The following is an 18,494-nucleotide window of genomic DNA, read 5'->3' on the forward strand; positions in this document are numbered from 1 at the left end:
TCGATGCGCGCGTTCGGTGGTGCGTCAGCCCGTCAGCGGGTCAGTCCCATTCGACGACGGCGCCCTCGGTCGCGAGGTTCATCGACGGGGTGCCGAACGACGGGCCGAACAGCACGGAGCAGGTGCCGGTGGAGCCGTCCTTCGTGCACTCCGCGGTGACCTCGACCACGCCGAGGTAGCCGCCCGTCACCAAGGTCGGCGCGTCGTAGCTGAGCTCGGGCTCGAACGCGCCGATCTCGGCGCGCGTCTCGGCGGGGAGCGTGCGGGTGATGGTGCCTTCGGTGAGCTCGGTTCCGTCGCTCAGGGTCGCCGGGATCGTGAGCCCGCACCCGGCCTCGAGGGTCTTCGATGCGACGCAGACGTCGATCGAGGCCGAGACGGCCTGCCGGAACGCGTCCGCAGCCTCGGGCGTGAGCACTGCGTCCATGCCGCTCGTGTCGGGGTACTCGCTGGGCGCGGTCACGACGACCACGTTCTCTCCCTCGAGGGCGAACCCGTCGACGGTCACGCCGTACTCGTACGCGCCGGGGAACGCATCGACGTACTCGCCGCTCACCGGGACTCCGTTGATGGTGGGCTCGAGGCCGTCGAGCTGGTAGACGGCCAGCTGGCCGGTGCCGCCCGGGATCGTCCACCCCTCGGCGTCCTCGGAGACGGAGATCTCGGTGGTCACGGGCGTGTCACCGATCGAGTAGGTGACGGGCACCAGGGCGTAGCCGCCCGTGACGTCGGGCTCGCCGATCACGATGTCGGTGAGGGGCGCGAGCTCCTGCGACGCGGCGAGCACCTGGTCGGTCAGCAGCGGGCTCGACGATTCCGACGCGTAGAGGAACGAGAGCGCGGTCTCGGCATCGCCGTCGGCGATGGCGGTGAGATACCCCTCGACCGTCTCCTCTGCGCTGCCGCCGCCGGCGAAGGGGGTGCCGCCGCCCGCGACTCCGCGCACGGCGCCGATCGCGATCGCGATCGCCGCGATCAGGGCGATGAGCACGACGAGCCCGCCGCCGATGATGCCGAGGATCGCGCCCGTGCCGAGGCCCTTCTTGGGCGGGGGCACCGCGCCGTCGGCTGCGGGGTGAACGGGTGCCGCTGCCGCGGGTGCGTACGCGGGTGCGTACGCGGGTGCGTACGTCGGGGCGGCGGGCTCCGTCACGACGGGTGCGTATGCGGGGGCGGCGGGCTCCGCTGCCGCGGGCGCCGCCTCGGGTGCGGGCTCCGCTGCCGCGGGCGCGGCCTCGGGTGCGGGCGCTGCCACGGGCGCGGCCTCGGGTGCCGCCGCCTCGGGTGCCGCCGCCGGTGCGGGTGCCGCCCCAGGCGTCTCGGGAATGGTCTGCTGGGGCTCTTCGCCCCGGGAATCGTCGGTCAATGTTCCCCCTTCGGTGGCCAAGCCTAGGGGCGCGGAGAAGGGGGTCCCGGCCACGGCGGGGTGGAGGACTCCCCGTTGCGCAGTGCGCCAGTGTCGGCAGGTCGTGGTCGACTCGGCGCATGGGGTTCGACGCGCAGTTCCTGGGGGTGCCGGCGGCGATGCCGCGTGTGGGCGAGGCCGATGCCGCGGCGGCCGTCGAACTCGAGTACCTGCACTTCTCGGTCGTGCTCGACACGGTGCGTCGTCTCGCTCGGGTCACGGGCGTCAACGTCGACGGGCCGTCGCTCATCGACCTGCCGCGCGGCGACGACTGGCGGCTCGACGAGCGCATCCCCGCCGACTGGCAGGCCGGTCCCGAGATCTACGCGCGCAACGACTTCGACCGCGGCCATCTCGTGCGCCGTCGCGACCCCGTGTGGGGTGCCCCCGAGATCGCGGCGCGCGCGAATGCCGAGACCTTCCGCTACCCCAACGCGGCGCCGCAGGCCTCGGGCTTCAACCAGTCCAAAGAGCTGTGGCTCGGCCTCGAAGACCACGTGCTCGAGCACGCCGAGGCGTACGGGCTGCGGCTCAGCGTGTTCACGGCACCCGTGCTCGCCGCGGGCGACCCTCCGTATCGAGGCATCCGAGTACCCCTTCGGTTCTGGAAGGTCGTCGCGTGGAACACGGGCGGCCGGCTCGCGACGACGGCCTTCGTCGTCGATCAGGCGCCGCTCGTCGACACCAGCGAGGTCGTCGCTCCGACTCCGGGCGAGGCGCCGCCGCTCGGCCCGTTCCGCACCTTCCAGGTGCCGGTGTCGGATGTCGCGGGCCTCACCGGCCTCGTCATGCCCGAACTCGTGGCGGCCGACGTACTGCCGTCGACCGTCGCGGTCACCGGGTGGCGGCCGCTCGAGTCGTTCGACGCCATCCGGCTCTGAGGTCGCGCCTCCGGGCGGGTGCTACTCGACCGACGGCGCGAGCGGAGCGTGTTTCGCCTTGCGGGCAGCCTTCGCCTCGGCGTCCGCCTCGGCCATGATCGCCTTCGTCTCGTCGAGCTCGCCGAGCATCGGGCGGATCCAGAAGGAGTTCGGGTTCGAGTCGACGAGCACCATGCGCACGAGCAGGGTGAGCGGGATCGCGAGGATCGCGCCGATCGGGCCGATGATGACGGCCCAGAACAGCACCGAGAAGAAGGTGATCGTCTGGCTCAGCGCGACCGCGTTGCCGACGACGCGCGGCTGGATGACCGACTGGATCACGGCGTTGATGAGCCCGTAGACGACGATCACGGCGATCACCATCGGCCAGCCGCCGACGAGCGCAGCGAAGATGATCGGCGGGATGATCGCGATGAAGTAGCCGATGTTCGGGATGAAGCTGCAGAGGAACGCGAGCAGACCCCAGATGAACGCGCCGGGCACGCCGATGATGGTCAGCGCGATCCAGTTCACGACGCCCTGCGCCACGCCGAGCACCGTCGTCACGATCATGTACCGGCGAACGTTGCTGCCGTAGTTGACGAGCGAGGTCACGACGAGGGGGCGGTGCGGCCGCAGCTGGCGCAGCAGGGTCGGCAGGTAGCCGGCGTCCATCGCCATGAGCAGCAGCATCGTGAAGAGCACGACGAGGGTCGTCGTCCATCCGGCGATGCCCCCGACGAATCCGCCGACGAACCCGATCACGGTGCCGGGGTCGAAGTCGGTGAAGAGCGCGTGCACCTCGTCGGCGTTGATGCCGATCGAGACGAGCCACTGCGCGACGTCGGCGCCCCACGCCTTGATCTCGTCGGCGAACTCGGGCAGCAGGTTCGCGAACTGCCCGAACGCGACCATGACGGCGTAACCGAAGGTGAGGAGCAGCAGGGTCACGGCGGTGATCACGGAACCCGTCGCGATGCCGCGGGGCACGCCGCGGTCTTCGAGCCAGACCCGCAGCGGATGCACGCAGATCGTGAGCACGAGTGCGAAGAACACCGGGGCGATGATGCCGGCGAGGGCGGCGATGCCGAACGCGGCGACGGCCGCGCCGCCGAGGCCGATCAGGATGAACGCGTTGCGGTGCTCGCCGCCCGGCACGTCGGCGCCGAGCGCCGCAGCCTCCGCCTCGCTCGTCGCGGCCTTCGATTCGGTTCGCTTCCTGTTCCACCACATGAGGACTCCCCTTGGCCAGTCGCGCGCGTCTTGCCTCACGATAGCGAGCAGGGGTGCCGCGCAGCCGGAGCGCCGCGGCCCGGCGTCACTCGGCGCCCGACTCGACTCAGGGTGCCGGCGCCGATCGGCCGGGCACGAGGGGCGGGCTCGCGGGATCCGAGAGGGTGAGCACTGCGCGGCCGACCTGACGGTGCTGCTCGAGTGCGTCTTCGAGCGCACGCAGTTCGGCTGCGACATCCGCTTCGCCGTGATCGCCCACGAGGTCGACCGCCGCGATCACGAAGACCGTGTCGGGGCCCGTGTACTCGATGTGCAGGAAGGTGACGCGATCGATCTCGGGCCGTTCGAGCAGCTCGGCGAGCACGCCGTCGCGCGACTCCTCGTCGATCGCCTCGCCGAGGAGGAACGCGCGGTTGCGACCGATGAGCACGACGGCGACGACGCCGAGCAGCACGCCGACGAGGATCGAGCCGAGCGCGTCGTAGACGGGGGAGCCCGTGACCTGGTGCAGCAGCACGCCGAGGAATGCGAGTACGAGGCCGATGAGTGCCGCCGCATCCTCGGCGAACACGGCCCGCAGGGTCGGGTTCGAGCTCTTCGCGACGTGCTCGATCGTGTGCAGGCTGCGTTGGCGCGCCGCCGCGCGCGCCTGCCGGTAGGCCCGCACGAACGAGATCGACTCGAGCACGAACGAGACGGCGAGCACGATGTAGGCGATGCCGAAGTCGCTCGCCGGCTCGGGGTCGATCAGCTCGCTGATGCCGTGCTGGATCGAGACGACCGAGCCAGCGGTGAAGAGCCCGAATGCCGCGAACATCGACCAGATGTAGGCGTCCTTGCCGAAGCCGAGCGGATGCCGCGCATCGGCGGGCTTCCGCGAGCGGCGCTCGGCGATGACGAGCAGGATCTCGTTGCCGGTGTCGGCCCAGGAGTGCGCGGCCTCCGCGACCATCGACGCCGAACCCGTGAGCGCCGCCGCCGCGGTCTTCGCGATCGCGATGAGTGCGTTCGCGACGAGGGCGATGATCACCGTGAGGAGGCTCTCGCCCGTCGTGCCCCGGTCCTCGCGGTCGTCGATGTCGTGCTCAGTCACGTCGCCCCCCTCGTCGAGTCTGGCATCCGGGGCGACCCGGTGCGACAGTTGAGACATGGGTGAGGCCGCCGAGCAGCTCGACACCGATGTGCTCGTCGTCGGCGCGGGCCCGAGCGGGCTCATGGCCGCGGTGTGCCTCGCGAAGCTCGGGGTCGACGCGGTGGTCGTCGACGGCAAGCAGGGCCCGACGCGCGAGTCCCGCGCGCTCGCCGTGCAGGCGCGCTCGATGGAGCTCTACGACCAGCTCGGCCTCGTCGACCGGGTGCTCGCCGAGCGTTCGTCGGCGACGGCCGTCGTGCCCGGAGCCGGGCGCGGGCGACCGTTCGGGCGCATCCACCTGCGCGCGCTCGGCGCCGGGGTGACGCCGTATCGAGAGATCACGGTGTTCGAGCAGAGCCGCAACGAGCAGTTGCTCGTCGACGCGCTCGGCGAGCTCGGGCGGGACGTGCGGTGGGGTCATCGCCTCGAACGGCTCGAGGTCGAGCCGGGCGATGCGGATGCCGCGGCATCCGTCACCGCGACCCTGGCCGGTCCCGATGGACCGGTGGCCCTGCGCGCCCGCTACTGCATCGGCGCCGACGGCGCTCACTCGCTCGTGCGTGAGTCGCTCGGCATCCCGTTCGAGGGCGTGACGAACGAGCACACCTTCTACGTCGCGGATGCCTCGGGCGTCACGGGGCTCGTCGGCGACGCGATCAACGTGCGCGTCACGGCAGAGCGCTTCCTGCTCGCCTTTCCGATGGGGCCCGGGCGGGCACGCCTCCTCGGGGTGGTGCGCGACCGCGACCGCGACGAGCAGGGCGAACTGCCCGAGGCGCTCGTGCGCGGCATGCTCGACCAGGAGTTCGGCGTGCGGTACGCGGCATCCGCCTGGTTGACGACGTACCGGCTGCACCACCGCCTCGCCGCACGCTTCCGCGAGGGGCCGTGCTTCCTCGTCGGGGACGCCGCCCACATCCACTCGCCGGTCGGCGCGCAGGGCATGAACACCGGCCTGCAGGAGGCGCACGACCTCGCCTGTGCGCTCGCCGACGTGGTGGTCGGCGGCATGCCCGATGCGCGGCTCGACCGGTACGAGGCCGAGCGGCGACCGGTCGGCAGGACCCTCGTCGCGACGACGGATCGTGCCTTCGCCGCCGTGACCTCCGACTCGGCGACCGCGCGGTTCGTGCGTGGACGCGTCGTGCCGCTCGTCGGCCCGATCGCCGTTCGGCTGGCGCCGCTGCTCATCGGCGGGCGCCGGGTGTTCGGCTACCTCTCGCAGACCCGCATCCGCTATGCGGTGCCGGATGCCGCGGGCACCCGTCGCGACCGGGCGGTCGGCGTTCGACTGCGCTGGACCGGCGACAACTTCGGCGCGCTGCGCTCGCTGCAGTGGCAGGTGCACGGCTACGGCGTGCCCGAGCGAGCCGTGCGGCGCATCGCCGCCGAACTCGGGGTCGAGGCCCACGTCTTCGCCCGCGACCGGGGACGGCCGCGACGGGCCCGGTTGCGGGCCGACCGGGTCTACCTCGTGCGCCGCGACGGCTTCGTGGTCGCCGAGGTGCTCGCCCCCGGCACGGGCTCCGACCTCGATGCCGCGCGAGCCCGCCTCGCCGGATTCTGAGGCGCGCTCATCGACGCGTATCGTCGTATGGTGACCGACCAGACGACCTCCGCTCCGGCGCCCGCTCCGGCACCCGCGGATGGCGCGGCGAACCGTCGGAGCCTCGCCGGAGCCGCGGTGCAGCTCGGCACAGAGGTCTCCATCAACTTCGGCTCATCGCTCGCCGGCCTCGTGATCCCGGTCGTCGGCTCGTTCGTCGTCGTCGCCGTGCGCCAGCTCGTGATGGTCGTCGCCGTGCTCCCGTTCTACCGGCCGAAGCGAGCCGAGCTGACGTGGCGCCGGCTCTGGCCGGCCGTGGCCCTCGGCGTCGTGCTCGCCATCATGAACGTGACGTTCTACGAGTCGGTGCACCTGCTCGGCCTCGGTGTCGCCGCGACGATCGAGTTCCTCGGACCGCTCGCCATCGCGCTCGCGAGCTCGCGGCGCGTGCTCGACGTGATCTGCGCGCTCGCCGCGGGCGCCGGCGTCGTGCTGCTGATCGGACCGGGGGCGTCGGATGCCGAGGGCATCGACCCGTGGGGTGTGGCGTTCGCCCTCACCGCGGCGGCGGCCTGGGCCGGCTACATCCTGCTCACCCGCCGGGTCGCCGTGGGGCTGCCCGGACTCGAGGGGCTCACCGTCGCGAGCATCGTCAGCCTCGCGCTGCTGGTGCCGTTCGCGGCGGCGACCTTCGACCCCGCGGTCATCGACTGGGCGGTCGTCGGGCTGCTGCTCGGCGTCGGCGTGCTGTCGTCGGCGCTGCCGTACAGCCTCGACACCTGGATCCTGCGGCGCATCTCGCCGCGCATCTACGCGATCGTGACGAGTTTCGGACCCGTGATCGCCGCGGTGTTCGGCTGGCTCGTGCTCTCGGAGACCTTCTCGCCCACCGAGGTGATCGCGATCGTCATCGTCTGCGGTGCGGCCGGCACCGCGCTCGCCACCCAGCGGTCGCGGCCGAAGTCGCAGCTCGAGCAGACCGCGGAGGGCATGGCCTGACCGATATCGCCCGACTGGCATCGCCGGACGGGCATCTTCTGTTTCCTCATGTGCGGTCGATGGCGGTCTTCGCACTGCTCGTGTGAGATCCGCCTCACGTGAGGCGGATCTCACACGAGCATCTCGCGCGCCGATCGATCCCTCGCACCTGCGTCGAGCACACGCCCGCGTGTCACTGCCCGCCTGTCGCTCGACGACGTTGCTTTGTCGCGCCAGGGGTTGCGCCCGGGGCCCGGCCCGGGCCGCGCCTGGGCTGCAGCCGCCGCGTCGCCGCGCGTTGCCCACCGGCGGCCCCGAACGTATCGTTGACGCGAGAGCGTGCTTCACGTCGACGACGTCGGGAGGAACCGTGGCCACCATCGCGTGGATCGGTCTGGGACACATGGGCGGACCGATGGCGGGCAACCTCGTCGCCGCCGGACACATCGTGCGGGGCGTCGACCCCGTGCCCGCGGCGCGCACCGCGGCCGCCGAGCGCGGCGTGCGCATCGTCGCGACCGTCGAGGAGGCGGTACGGGATGCCGACGCCGTGTTCACCTCGCTGCCCCGCAGCGAGCACGTGCGCGAGGTCTACGGCGGCGAAGACGGAGTGTGGGCCGCAGCGCCCGCCTCGGCACTCCTGCTCGACACCTCGACCGTCGACGTCGCGACGTCGAGGTTCTGCCACGAGACATCCGTCGAGCGCGGGTTCCGCTTCGTCGACTCGCCCGTCTCGGGCGGCATCGCGGGGGCCGAGGCGGCGACCCTCACCTTCATGCTCGGTGGCGACCCGGTGGATGTCGCCGAGGCCACGCAGCTCGTCAGGCCGCTCGCCGCGCACGTGTTCGACCTCGGCGGCCCCACGATGGGCATCGCCGCGAAGCTCGCGAACAACCTCATGCTCTTCGTCTCGCTGCTCGGCGTCGCCGAGGGGTCGCAGCTCGCCGCGGAGCTCGGACTCGATCCGTCGAAGTTCTTCGAGGTGGCCTCCGTGTCATCGGGGGAGTCGTGGCCGCTCCGCACCTGGTATCCGGCGCCGGGCGTGGTGCCGACGAGCCCCGCCAACCGCGGCTTCGACGCGACCTTCTCGGCGGTGCTCGCGCAGAAGGACCTCGCGTTCGCGCTCGACGCGGGCGATGCCGCGGGGCTGCCGATGCCGGCGTCGCGCATCGCGCTCGAGCAGTTCGAGCGGTTGATCGACGAGGGCTTCGGCGGCAAGGACGCGAGCCTGATCGTCAAGTACGCCTCGGCCGACGGGAGCGTCGCCGGGTTCGACCCCGAGGCGTGAGCCGGTCCGCGTGAGCGGCGCCGGGTCAGCCGTGCTGCACGGCCGTGATGACCTCGGTGAGGCGGTCGCGGAGGCGCCCGAGCTCGTCGAGGCTCATGCCGAGCCGGTCGACGACCTGCGGCGGAATGGCGAGCGCCTGCTCGCGGAGCGCCCGGCCGGCGGGGGTGAGCGCCACGTCGAGGGCGCGCTCGTCGCGGGTGCTGCGCTCGCGGGTGAGGTAGCCCTGCGCTTCGAGGCGCTTGAGCAGCGGTGACAGCGTCGCGGGCTCCAGCTGCAGTGCCTCGCCGAGGTCGCGCACGGTGCGCGGGCTGCGCTGCCAGAGCGCGAGCATGACGAGGTACTGCGGGTGCGTGAGGCCGAGCGGCTCGAGGATCGGCCGGTACACGCCGATCACGCCGCGTGCGGCGACGGCGAGTGCGAAGCACACCTGGTTCTCGAGGGCGAGCAGGTCGTCGGTCTCGCTGAGAGCGGGCGCGGATGTCGTTGCATCCGTCTCATCGACGGTGTCGGGGCGTGCGCTGCTGGCGTTCATGGGCTTCCAGTATGACGTGGCGGCAAATCATTAGTACACTAATGATTGTGACACGAAGAAAGCGGGAGACGCCACCCGGAGCCCAACGCGGCTACGCCGGCTTCATCGACCGGCTGAACGCCAAGCTGCTGCCCTACATCGGGCCGCCGCCGCTCGGTCCCTACGACGACGAGCCGGTGCCGGCCGCCCCTCCGGCGTGCCCGCTCTGCGGCGCCGCGATGTCGAGCCATACGATCGACCGCTCGTTCGAGCGCACCCAGCTGCACTGCCCCTGAGCCGGTCGTGTCGGTGCCGCCCGCTACAGTGACGACGTGAGCGACTTCGAAGTGCTGGAGATGGGCGGCCTCGACGAGTGGCGGGAGCACTTCGGCGGCTTCCGCCCCGAGAGCTCCCGCGACGGGAGGCGGGTCGTCGACCACGACCTCGCGATGCAGTACATCGGCATGACGGCGAACGCCCTCGAGCCGGGTGAAGAGGCCGGGTACTGGCACACGCACTCGCGTGTGGAGGAGCTCTACGTGTTCCTCGGCGGTCGGGGGCAGATGGGCCTCGACGACGAGGTCGTCGACGTCGGCGCCGGCAGCGTCGTGCGCGTGGGCCAGGGCGTCTGGCGCACCTGGCGCTGCGCGCCCGACGGCTCCGAGCAACTGCGTTGGCTGTGCATCCGCGCCGGCGGCTCCGAGCTGCCGCACCTGCCCGATGACGGGCAGCGCGACAACGACCGCCCGTCGCCCTGGTAGACGGCGGCAGCGTGACGACCGAGTCGGCGGGCCACGGCTCATCGATGGCCGAGGTGCGCGAGGCGTACACCGAGCGGGCCGAGGAGTACATCTCGCTGCTCGGCTCGGTCGCTGACACGCACGAACTCGACCGCGCACTCATCTCTCGATGGGCCGAGCGCCTCTCCGGGCCGGTGCTCGACGCCGGGTGCGGGCCGGGCCACTGGGCCGACCACCTCCTGCGGCTCGGCAACGACGTCGAGGGCCTCGATCTCGTTCCCGCATTCGTGGCCCGAGCGCGAGAGCGATTCCCCGAGGTGCCGTTCAGGGTGGCGACGTTCGACGACCTCGGCGTCGCCGAAGCCGAGCTCGACGGCATCCTCGCGTGGTACTCGCTCATCCACCTCGAGCCGGCCCGGGTGCCGTCGGCGCTCGAGGAGTTCGCACGGTGCATCCGCCCGGGCGGCAGCCTGCTGGTCGGCTTCTTCGACGGAGCGAGGCTCGAGCCGTTCGCGCACAAGGTCGTGACCGCCTACTTCTGGCCCCCGGCCGAGATGACCGAGCGCCTCGAGGCGGCCGGTTTCACCGTGGAAGAGGTGCACACCCGGGCCGAAGCGGGCAGTCGACCCCATGCGGCGATCGTGGCGCGCCGCAGCGACGTCGGGGCCTCCGCCGCCTAGCTCTGCGCCGCCAGTCGCCGGCTCACCCACCGGTCGTACTGCGCCCAGGGGTCGGCGACCCCGAGGCGCAGCTCGGCGATGTGCGCGAGCAGCTCGTCGTGCACGCCGAACCACTCGGTGCCGGTGAAGCGGTGCGCCGCGAACTGCGCGTGGCGGCGCTGCTCGACGGTGCGGTCGCCGAGCTCGAAGGCGAGCACCTCGTCGTGCGGCAGGCTCGCGAACCGCACGCGCGGATTGCCCGAGGTGCCGATCTTGATCTGCTCGCGATAGCCGAGGTAGTAGACGACGTCGACCCTGGGGTCGGCCACCGCGCCGTCGGGCACGTCGCCGACGCGCCACTCGCAGATCGCGCAGATGCGACCCGACGGGTGGACCACCCCGACCCGCGAGCCGCAGACGAGACAGGGCTCGGCCAGGAGATCGGTCACCCCGACGTCTCGGGCCACCCAGTCGTAGGCCTCGAGCAGGTGCCCGGTGCAGAGGTCGAGAGGGGCGCCCGCCTCGACCGGCGCCCTGCACGGGCCGTCGTCGAGGCGGATGCTGCACACGCGCCCCGCGGCATCCGCTCGGTTCATATCGGAAGACTAACTGCGCCCACCGACGCGGCAGGGGGCCGCGATAGGCTCGATCTCCGACCGCCGAACGGCGGGCGGACACCGGAGTTCGGAGGTCGATCGGCATGCCCCTGTGGCGCAAGCGCGAGCGTCGACGGTTCAAGCCGTTCGACCGCACCGCGCTGCCCGAGGCCCCGGTGCCCACCTTCGACGAGATGCTCGCGGAAGGCGTGCTCGTCGCGGAGTCGGCCGGCCGCATGGCGCTGAAGAACCGCATGATCGTCGAGGCGCTGCGCGGCGAAGAGCCGTTCGCGCCCGAGCGCGCGGCCGCGGCCGCACGCGAGGTGCTCTACGAGCTCGTGCAGGAGGCCGACGAGGTCGCCGAGCTCACCGGCGAGGCCCGCTCCGCCGCCGCGAAGCGCGAGGGCCGTTCGTCGCACGAGCACGACTACCGGCGAGCGGATGCCGCGAACCTCCGCCGCCGCGAGCAGGTCTACGCCGCCGTGGCGAAGGAACTGTGGACGCGCCGCAACGACCCCGAGTACCTGAGGGCCTTCGCCGAGCGCGCGCGTGAAGAGGCCTGGGAGGAGGTCTCGGGTGCGATCGAGACCCGACTCGACCGGGAGTGGGGCGAGTGGCCCGAGATCGAGGTCGACGAGACCTACGAGGCCGAGCGCGATGATCGCATCCACGACCTGCTGGCCGACCTCGATCGCGGCGTCGCCGCCGCCGAGGCCGAGCGAGCGAGACGAGCCGAGGCGAACGACCCGTTCCGCGGGTACGTCGGCTGAGGCTCGGTCGGTCGGCCCCCCGAAGCGGCCCCCCGGAGCGGCCCCCCGAAGCCCGAGGGTCCCGAAGCCCTTGACCTCGGGTGGGCCGGGGAATTTCGGGTCCGGTACGCGGCGTACGGTCGCGGCGTTCAGAACGCGCTCGAGGCGATCCCCGCACCGCTCGTCACCGTCCGCGGCACCGACCCGAAGCCGCTCTCCACGTGATGTTGTAAGTATGTCCGAACTTAGTTACCCTTGACCGCGGAGACGCACTGCAGCGTCCCAACGGTTGAGAGGACTCTCGGTGATCCGAACTGCGAACGCGCCGGTCAGTTATGGCGTCTTCGAACTTTCCCGTCCAGATGTCGTGCCGCTGCCCGATGGCGAGCAGCTGGCGACCTGGGTGGCCGAGGCCGGCTACGACGGCATCGACCTCGGTCCGGTCGGCCTGTTCGGTGATCGGGTCGAGCTGCCCCGGCTCCTCGAGCGTCACGGTCTCGCGCTCGCCGGCGGCTGGGTCGATCTGCCCTTCGCCGGCACCGACGAGGAGTTCGAGCACGCGTTCGCCGCGCTCGCCCCGACGCTCGAGCTGTTCGCCGCGGCGGCCGCCGTCGCCCCGGATCGTGCTCCGAAGCCGACCCTCGCCGACTCGGGATCGCCCGAGCGCAAGGCGCGTCCCGGCGGCGCCCCCGAACTCGAGCTCGATGACGAGCGCTGGGCGGTCTTCACCGCCCGCGTGCAGCGGGCGGCCGACCTCACACGTGCGGCCGGCCTCGAGCCGACCTTCCACCACCACGCGAGCACCTACATCGAGACGCCGCGCGAGATCGATCGGTTCCTCGCCGACACCGACGTCGACCTGACGTTCGACACCGGCCACCTGCTCGTGGGCGGCGGCGACCCCGTCACCGACTTCCCGCGCTGGGCCGAGCGCATCAACCACGTGCACCTGAAGGACGCCGACCGCTCGGTGCTCGCCGCTGCGTCCGGCTCGGCCGACCCGATGCGCGACATCTGGGAGCGACGCGTCTTCGTGGCGCTCGGCGACGGCGACCTCGAGGTCGACCGCATCGTCGACACCATCGTCGACTCGGGGTACGACGGCTGGATCGTGGTCGAGCAGGACGTCATCCTGCAGGACGCCGCCGACGTCGCCCGGGCGCGCACCGACCAAGTCGCGAACCGCGAGCGCCTGCGGCGGTGGTTCGCATGACGGGCTTCGACGAGCAGCCCGTCTCCGGCGTGGCCGCCCCCCGCGGCGAGCGTGTGCGCTTCGCCGTGATCGGCCTCGGCGCGATCAGCCAGAGCGTGCACCTGCCGCTCATCCGCCGCAACTCCGACCTCATCGACCTCGTCGCGGTCGTCGACCTCTCCGCCTCTCGGGCGGGCGAGATCGCCGAGGCATCCGGCACCGGAGTCGCGGCCTTCGCCTCGATCGAGGCCCTCCTCGACGCCGTCGCAGCAGGCGACCTCCGCGTCGACGGCGCGATCCTCGCGACCTCGGGCTCGCACGCGGCGGATGTCGCGCGGCTGGTGGGCGCCGGAATCCGCGTGCTCGCCGAGAAGCCGCTCGCGTTCTCGCTCGCCGAGGCCGAGGCGCTCCGCGAGGTCGCGGGCGACCGCGGCATCGACCTGGCCGAGTGGGTGCGGGTCGGGTACATGAAGGAGCACGACCCGGCCTCGACCGCCGCGAAGGCGCTGCTCGCCGAGGTCGACCTCCGCGCCGTGAGCGTCGAGGTGCTGCACCCGGCAGACGGGGCGCAGCTCGCGTTCGCGAACCTCGCGGCCCCGCCGTCCGACGTGCCCGCCGACACGCTCGCCTCGCTCATCGCCGCGACCGACGAGACGGTCGCGACGGCGATCGGCGCTGCCGCCGACCCGCTGCCGAAGCTCTACACGAACGTCGTGCTCGGCTCGATCGTGCACGACATCGGGCTCCTCCGGTACCTCGTGGGCGGCATCGGCGAGGTCGACCGCGCCCGGCACACCGGCCCGGCGTTCCCGGGTTCGCTCAGCCTCGGCGGATTCCTCGCCGAGCGCACCGACGTGCCGTGGTCGATCGACTGGCACTTCATCCCGCGCTACCCCGAGTACCGCGAGACCGTCACCTTCCACCACGAGACGGGCACGATCGCCCTCACCTTCGCGGTGCCCTACGTGCTCAACGTCCCCACCGTGCTCACCGTCGTCGAGAACGCCGAACCCCTCGGGTCGCGGCGCTCCGAGACGCGATGGATGCAGGAGGAGGCCTTCGAGCATGAGCTCCGGTCGTTCGCGGCTCTCGCCGCGGGTCATCCGGAGCCCGGCCCGTCCGTCGCAGAGGGGGTCGCCGACATCGTCGTCGGCCAGCGGATGCTCCGCACCCTCGCCGACGCGATCGGCGCACCGCTCGGCGAGTCGTCGGAGGCAGGCGCCGCCGGCGACGAGCGGCACTGAGCACCACCGCACGACCGCAGCACGAGCACCACAGCAGTACCCCGCCGACGCGTTGCCCGGCGGGCGAAACGATGAGAGAGGTCGAAGATGATCCATCACAGCAAGCGCAGGGCTCTGACGGCATTCGCCGTCGCGACCGCCGGCGCGCTCGTCTTCGCCGGTTGCTCCGGCGAAGCACCCGAGGCGTCGGAGGACACCGGTCCGGTGACGCTCACCATCACGGCGAACGCCATCGCCGGCGGCAAGAACGCCGCTGAGGCCGACTGGTTCCAGGACTGGGTCATCCCCGAGTTCGAGGCCGCGATGGAGGCGGACGGCAAGGACGTCACCGTCGAGTTCGAGCCCCAGGGCGTCGACGACGAGAACTACAAGACCAAGATCGCGCTCGACCTGCAGTCGGGCGAGGGCGCCGACATCATCGGCATGGACGGCATCTGGGTCGGCGAGTTCGCCGAAGCCGGCTACATCAAGCCGCTCGCCGAGGTCGGCGGCGACTCCGTCGACTCGTGGGAGGGCTGGGACCAGATCCCCGACGCCGTGCAGAGCGCGCTCTCGTTCGACGACGAGCGCTACGGCGTGCCGCAGGGCGCCGACGGCCGCGTGCTCTACTTCAACAAGGACCTCTTCGAGCAGGCCGGGCTTCCGGCCGATTGGCAGCCCGAGAGCTGGGACGACGTGCTCGACGCCGCGCGAGACCTGAAGAAGCTCGACGGCGTCACGCCGATCCAGCTCAACGCGGGCACCGCCATGGGCGAGGCGACCACGATGCAGGGCCTGCTGCCGCTGCTCGTCGGCACGGGCGAGCAGGTCTACGAAGACGGCAAGTGGGTCGGCGACACCGACGGGCTGAACGACGTGCTCGACCTCTACAAGACGATCTACGTCGACGAGGGCCTCGGCGACGCCGTGCTCCAGCAGGAGGCCGCGGGCCGCGACACCTCGTTCCAGCTGTTCGCCGCGAACCAGATCGGCATCCTCCTCGAGGGCGACTACTTCTGGCGCAGCGTCATCAACCCCGAAGAGGGCGTCGGCACCGCGCCGATGGCCAACCGCGACGAGGTCGTCGGCTACACGAAGATCCCCGCGATGAAGTCGGGCTCCGGCATCAACGACCAGGACTTCGTGTCGATGTCGGGTGGCACCGGCCGCGTGCTGAACCCGAACAGCGATCACCCCGAGCTCGCATGGGAGCTGCTCGCGTTCATGAACTCGGCCGACGCCTACGAGGCCAGGAACGCCGGCACCCTCGCGATCACGCCGCGCACCGATGTGAACGACGAGATGCTCGCTGAGGACCCGATGCTGACCTACGTCAGCGAAGAGGTGCTGCCGATCACGGCGTACCGTCCGCCGCTCGCCGCCTACCCGCAGGTGTCGACCGCGCTGCAGCAGGCGAGCCTCGACGTGGTCTCGGGCACGAGCGTGGCCGACGCCGCGAGCGCGTACGCCGACGCAGCCAAGGACATCGTCGGAGACGACGCGGTCTCGGGTGGCTAGGCGATGACCACCAGCACCACGACGCCGGCGGGGAGCGCGATCGCTCCCCGCCGGCGGCGGGCCGACGACGTCGCCGGCCTCGGAACGGTGCGGGCCGGCATCTTCGTCGCACCCGCCCTGATCCTCATCGGCATCTTCCTGCTGTTCCCCGCCGTCTGGACGATCTGGCTCGGCATGACCGACTACCGGCTCACCGGCCTGCAGGCCGCGTCGCCGGAGTTCGTCGGCCTCGACAACTACGTCGAGGCGCTCACCGACCCGTCGTTCTGGAACTCCCTCTGGCTGACGCTCATCTTCGTGCTCTTCTCGGGCATCATCGGCCAGACCTTCATCGGCTTCGGGCTCGCCTGGTCGGTGCGCAACATCCACGGCTGGACCAAGGGGCTCATCGAGGGTCTCGTGCTGGCGGCCTGGGTCATCCCGGCATCCGTCGCCTCGTTCCTCTGGCTCGTGCTGCTCGACCGGCGGTCGGGCACGATCAACGGGCTGCTCGGCACCGAGGGCACCGCCTGGCTGATCGACCACCCCATGCAGTCGATCATCATCTTCAACATCTGGGTCGGCACCGCCTTCTCGATGCAGCTCTTCTCCTCGGCGCTCAGCGCCGTGCCGCCCTCGCAGATCGAGAGCGCCAAGATGGTCGGCGCTTCGGGATGGCAGCAGCTCCGCGACGTGATCGTGCCGAACATCAAGGGGCACATCCTCACGAACACCCTGCTCATCACGCTGTGGACGTTCAACACCTTCACGCCGTACCTCGTGACGGCGGGCGGGCCGAACGGCAAGACCGAGATCCTCTCGGTGTACATCTACGAGACGGCGATCCCCGGTGGCCAGCTCGGCCTCGGCGCCGCGATCTCGCTCATCATGCTGCTCATCAACCTCGTCATCGCGCTCGCCTACGTGCGCGTGTCGAAGGGAAGGAACAAGCGATGACCGCCACCCCCGTCCGGAAGGTCGCCGCGAACGCGACCGTTCGGCACTTCCTCGCCCGTGTCGCCTTCGCGCTCATCATGACGATCGTCGGCCTGCTGTTCGCACTTCCGCTGGTCTGGCTCGTGCTCGCGCCGTTCGATGCGACCCCGTCGTTGTCGCTGTCGTGGCCCGACTGGACGCTCGACAACTTCGCGCGACTCGCCGAGAACCCCTACGCGCTGCGCTCGATCGGCAACTCGCTGCTGCTCGGCATCGGCACGATGATCATCGTCGTCGTGCTCGGCGCGCTCGCGGCCTACGCCATGAGCCGCATCCGCATCCCGGGGCGCGACGGCATCCTGTACGGACTGCTGCTGCTCTCCTCGATCGTGACGGGCACGGCGGCCATGGTGCCGACGTTCCAGATCATCACCCAACTCGGGCTCATCAACTCCTACGCCGGAGTGATCCTCGTGCTGGCCGGCGGCATCCTGCCGACCGTGATCTTCATCCTGAAGGACTTCATGGACTCGATCCCGAAGTCGTACGAGGAGTCGGCCAGGCTCTACGGCGCCGGCCCGTTCCGGATCCTCCGCGACGTCGTCGCTCCGATCGCCCGGCCGGGCCTGGCCTTCATCTCGATCTGGACGATCGTGCAGGTCTGGGGCAACTTCCTCGTGCCCTTCATCCTGCTGCGCAGCCCCGACCTGCAACCCGCAGCGGTGCTCATGTACACCTTCTACACCGAGAGCGGGCAGGCCGACCTGCGGCTCATCTCGACCTTCGCGCTGTTGTTCTCGGCGCCCGTGCTCATCATCTATTTCGTCGTCAACCGTCGTTACGGTTTCCGCTTCCATGGAGGTATCAAGTCCTGATGGCCGGCATCAACGCCACACAACTCGTCAAGGAGTACCCCGGAGGCGTCCGCGGCGTCGACGAGGTCGACGTGCAGATCCACGACGGCGAGTTCTTCGCCCTGCTCGGCCCCTCGGGCTGCGGCAAGACCACCCTGCTGCGCTCGATCGCGGGCCTCGAGGCGATCACCGCCGGCACGCTCGTCATCGGCGACCGCGACGTCACCAACGCCGAGCCCGGCGCCCGCGGGGTCGCGATGGTCTTCCAGGACTACGCGCTCTTCCCGCACATGGACGTGGGCGACAACATCGCGTACCCGCTGCGCATCAAGCACGTCAAGCGCGACGAGCGTCGCGCCACGGCCGAGAAGGTCGGCGACGGCCTCTCGCTCCAGGGCCTCATCGAGCGCCGCCCGGGCCAGCTCTCGGGCGGGCAGCAGCAGCGCGTGGCGCTCGCCCGCGCCGTCGCGACCCGGCCCGACGTGCTGCTCCTCGACGAGCCGCTGTCGAACCTCGACGCCCGCCTCCGCCTCGAGGCGCGCACCTTCCTCAAGGAGCTGCAGCGCGACCTCGGCGTCACGACGGTGTTCGTCACGCACGACCAGGCCGAGGCGCTCGCGCTCGCCGACCGTATCGCGGTCATGAAGGCGGGCAAGCTCCAGCAGATCGGCACGCCCCGCGAGGTGTTCCAGCGACCGAACAACACCTTCGTCGCCGGATTCATCGGCTCGAACCCGATGAACCTCGTCGAGACGACGATCACGGGCGGCGCGATCGCGATCGGCGACACGTCGGTGCCGGTGCCGGCCGGCACCGAGGGACTCGTCCGCGACGGGCAGGCGGTGATCTGGGGCATCCGGCCCGAGTACCTGCGCTGGGTCTCGAGCGAGGAGCCCGGTGCGATCCCGGCGGAGGTGAGCGTCGTCGAGAACCTCGGTGCGAGCGTGCTCATCGCCGTGAACGCGAGTGGTCACAAGTTCCAGGTCGTCGTGCCCGAGGACCACGAGCCGGCTCCCGGCGATCGCGGCTGGCTCGTGCCGCAGGGCGCCAAGACCCTGCTCTTCGACGCCGAGTCGACCCAGCGCATCGGATGAC

General features: G+C 71.2%; 19 protein-coding genes. 14 read left to right on the plus strand and 5 right to left on the minus strand.

The window, feature by feature from the left end; all coding sequences use genetic code 11:
• Nucleotides 1-40: 40 nt before the first annotated feature.
• Nucleotides 41-1,366, minus strand: a complete 1,326-nt coding sequence (locus BJY17_RS12775; RefSeq protein ID WP_179551678.1) for a hypothetical protein — start codon at nt 1,364-1,366, stop codon at nt 41-43.
• A 119-nt stretch (nt 1,367-1,485) separates the two neighbouring features.
• On the opposite strand from BJY17_RS12775, the gene BJY17_RS12780 reads away from it, so the two are divergent.
• Entirely contained in the window at nt 1,486-2,286 is an 801-nt protein-coding gene (locus BJY17_RS12780) for a DNA/RNA non-specific endonuclease (protein ID WP_179551679.1), read from the plus strand.
• 21 nt (nt 2,287-2,307) lie between these two features.
• Here BJY17_RS12780 and BJY17_RS12785 read toward each other — a convergent pair whose 3' ends face one another.
• Complete coding sequence (locus BJY17_RS12785) at nt 2,308-3,498, minus strand: AI-2E family transporter (protein WP_179551680.1); 1,191 nt, start codon at nt 3,496-3,498, stop codon at nt 2,308-2,310.
• A gap of 106 nt (nt 3,499-3,604) precedes the next feature.
• Nucleotides 3,605-4,591 carry a cation diffusion facilitator family transporter gene (locus BJY17_RS12790; RefSeq protein WP_322789828.1) on the minus strand — a complete coding sequence of 329 codons (987 nt, stop codon included), beginning with the start codon at nt 4,589-4,591 and terminating at the stop codon, nt 3,605-3,607.
• A 55-nt stretch (nt 4,592-4,646) separates the two neighbouring features.
• On the opposite strand from BJY17_RS12790, the gene BJY17_RS12795 reads away from it, so the two are divergent.
• The 3 genes from BJY17_RS12795 to BJY17_RS12805 all read left to right on the plus strand — a co-directional run bounded on the left by BJY17_RS12795 (nt 4,647) and on the right by BJY17_RS12805 (nt 8,442).
• Nucleotides 4,647-6,197: an FAD-dependent monooxygenase gene (locus BJY17_RS12795; RefSeq protein WP_179551682.1), complete on the plus strand. Its 1,551-nt coding sequence runs from the start codon at nt 4,647-4,649 to the stop codon at nt 6,195-6,197.
• A 30-nt stretch (nt 6,198-6,227) separates the two neighbouring features.
• Nucleotides 6,228-7,175, plus strand: a complete 948-nt coding sequence (locus BJY17_RS12800) for an EamA family transporter (protein ID WP_322789829.1) — start codon at nt 6,228-6,230, stop codon at nt 7,173-7,175.
• Between the two features lie 349 nt (nt 7,176-7,524).
• Nucleotides 7,525-8,442 (plus strand): NAD(P)-dependent oxidoreductase, encoded by a 918-nt coding sequence (locus BJY17_RS12805; protein WP_179551684.1) that lies wholly within the window; start codon nt 7,525-7,527, stop codon nt 8,440-8,442.
• A 25-nt stretch (nt 8,443-8,467) separates the two neighbouring features.
• On the opposite strand, the gene BJY17_RS12810 is transcribed toward BJY17_RS12805, so the two are convergent.
• Nucleotides 8,468-8,974: a MarR family winged helix-turn-helix transcriptional regulator gene (locus tag BJY17_RS12810; RefSeq protein ID WP_179551685.1), complete on the minus strand. Its 507-nt coding sequence runs from the start codon at nt 8,972-8,974 to the stop codon at nt 8,468-8,470.
• Nucleotides 8,975-9,021: 47 nt separating this feature from the next.
• On the opposite strand from BJY17_RS12810, the gene BJY17_RS12815 reads away from it, so the two are divergent.
• From BJY17_RS12815 to BJY17_RS12825, 3 genes are read left to right on the plus strand one after another with little or no spacing between them, the layout of a single operon-like run.
• Nucleotides 9,022-9,249 (plus strand): hypothetical protein, encoded by a 228-nt coding sequence (locus BJY17_RS12815; protein WP_246303730.1) that lies wholly within the window; start codon nt 9,022-9,024, stop codon nt 9,247-9,249.
• Between the two features lie 36 nt (nt 9,250-9,285).
• A complete protein-coding gene (locus BJY17_RS12820; protein WP_179551687.1) occupies nt 9,286-9,714 on the plus strand; it encodes a cupin domain-containing protein in 429 nt (142 codons plus the stop codon).
• 11 nt (nt 9,715-9,725) lie between these two features.
• Nucleotides 9,726-10,373: a class I SAM-dependent DNA methyltransferase gene (locus BJY17_RS12825; protein WP_322789830.1), complete on the plus strand. Its 648-nt coding sequence runs from the start codon at nt 9,726-9,728 to the stop codon at nt 10,371-10,373.
• On the opposite strand, the gene BJY17_RS12830 is transcribed toward BJY17_RS12825, so the two are convergent.
• Entirely contained in the window at nt 10,370-10,948 is a 579-nt protein-coding gene (locus tag BJY17_RS12830; RefSeq protein WP_179551688.1) for a GIY-YIG nuclease family protein, read from the minus strand. The two genes, BJY17_RS12825 and BJY17_RS12830, sit on opposite strands and share 4 nt — an antisense overlap.
• Nucleotides 10,949-11,052: 104 nt before the next feature.
• Between BJY17_RS12830 and BJY17_RS12835 the strand changes: the two genes are divergently transcribed.
• The 7 genes from BJY17_RS12835 (at nt 11,053) to BJY17_RS12865 (ending at nt 18,493) form a co-directional block, all read left to right on the plus strand.
• Nucleotides 11,053-11,718, plus strand: coding sequence for an asparagine synthase (locus BJY17_RS12835; protein ID WP_179551689.1), 666 nt, complete (start codon nt 11,053-11,055; stop codon nt 11,716-11,718).
• Nucleotides 11,719-12,001: 283 nt separating this feature from the next.
• Nucleotides 12,002-12,910: a TIM barrel protein gene (locus tag BJY17_RS12840; RefSeq protein WP_179551690.1), complete on the plus strand. Its 909-nt coding sequence runs from the start codon at nt 12,002-12,004 to the stop codon at nt 12,908-12,910.
• Entirely contained in the window at nt 12,907-14,133 is a 1,227-nt protein-coding gene (locus BJY17_RS12845; protein WP_179551691.1) for a Gfo/Idh/MocA family protein, read from the plus strand. The genes BJY17_RS12840 and BJY17_RS12845 overlap by 4 nt, the downstream gene beginning before the upstream one ends.
• A gap of 87 nt (nt 14,134-14,220) precedes the next feature.
• Complete coding sequence (locus tag BJY17_RS12850) at nt 14,221-15,630, plus strand: extracellular solute-binding protein (RefSeq protein WP_179551692.1); 1,410 nt, start codon at nt 14,221-14,223, stop codon at nt 15,628-15,630.
• A 3-nt stretch (nt 15,631-15,633) separates the two neighbouring features.
• Entirely contained in the window at nt 15,634-16,566 is a 933-nt protein-coding gene (locus BJY17_RS12855; RefSeq protein WP_179551693.1) for a carbohydrate ABC transporter permease, read from the plus strand.
• The gene (locus tag BJY17_RS12860; RefSeq protein WP_179551694.1) at nt 16,563-17,420 is read left to right on the plus strand and encodes a carbohydrate ABC transporter permease; all 858 of its coding nucleotides are present in this window, start codon (nt 16,563-16,565) and stop codon (nt 17,418-17,420) included. Before BJY17_RS12855 ends, BJY17_RS12860 begins: the two co-directional genes overlap by 4 nt.
• Nucleotides 17,420-18,493 (plus strand): ABC transporter ATP-binding protein, encoded by a 1,074-nt coding sequence (locus tag BJY17_RS12865; protein ID WP_179551695.1) that lies wholly within the window; start codon nt 17,420-17,422, stop codon nt 18,491-18,493. Before BJY17_RS12860 ends, BJY17_RS12865 begins: the two co-directional genes overlap by 1 nt.
• Nucleotide 18,494: the final 1 nt, after the last annotated feature.

Origin of the sequence: Agromyces hippuratus (assembly GCF_013410355.1) — a bacterium.
GTDB classification, from domain to species: domain Bacteria; phylum Actinomycetota; class Actinomycetes; order Actinomycetales; family Microbacteriaceae; genus Agromyces; species Agromyces hippuratus.